Source organism: Bartonella taylorii 8TBB (assembly GCF_902825155.1).
Taxonomy (GTDB): Bacteria; Pseudomonadota; Alphaproteobacteria; order Rhizobiales; family Rhizobiaceae; genus Bartonella; species Bartonella taylorii_A.
Map to the genome: position 1 here is coordinate 1 of NZ_CADEAG010000112.1, position 463 is coordinate 463.

The following is a 463-nucleotide window of genomic DNA, read 5'->3' on the forward strand; positions in this document are numbered from 1 at the left end:
CAACATTCATTTTTTTACAAAGTGCATAAGATATATCAATATCAAGTCCCTGCAATTTATTATTTGAGTCAATATAACTAAAGGGAGGGTAGGTGCCTTCACTCGCAATTTTTAATGTTTTCGCATCAGCCAATTGGGTGAATAGTGCGGCGCTTATTATAAGAGCTCCTGCTAATAGTTTCATGATGTTCTCCTATTGGATAAGCGGGCAAATATGAAATCACTATGTTTTTATAATCTGTAAGCTTTTTGGGAGCAATTCAAAAATTTATTGATGTTTATTTTAGATCATTATGTTGGACATTATTATCAAAAAAATTATCTTTTTTATTGATAAAAAAAGAATAAATATCTTATTGCTTGTATGACAGGTTAATTTTCACGAAATGATTGATTTAAATCATTTCATGAGTAAAAACTAAGGATTTTTCTTGAAAGTAAGGCTATTCAATTTTGAACATAA

1 protein-coding gene is annotated in these 463 nt (G+C 28.7%); it reads right to left on the bottom strand.

The window, feature by feature from the left end:
- Positions 1–184: transporter substrate-binding domain-containing protein (locus J7R13_RS08885; RefSeq protein ID WP_208438313.1), on the bottom strand; the 184-nt coding region annotated here is incomplete at its 3' end.
- Positions 185–463 lie beyond the last annotated feature (279 nt).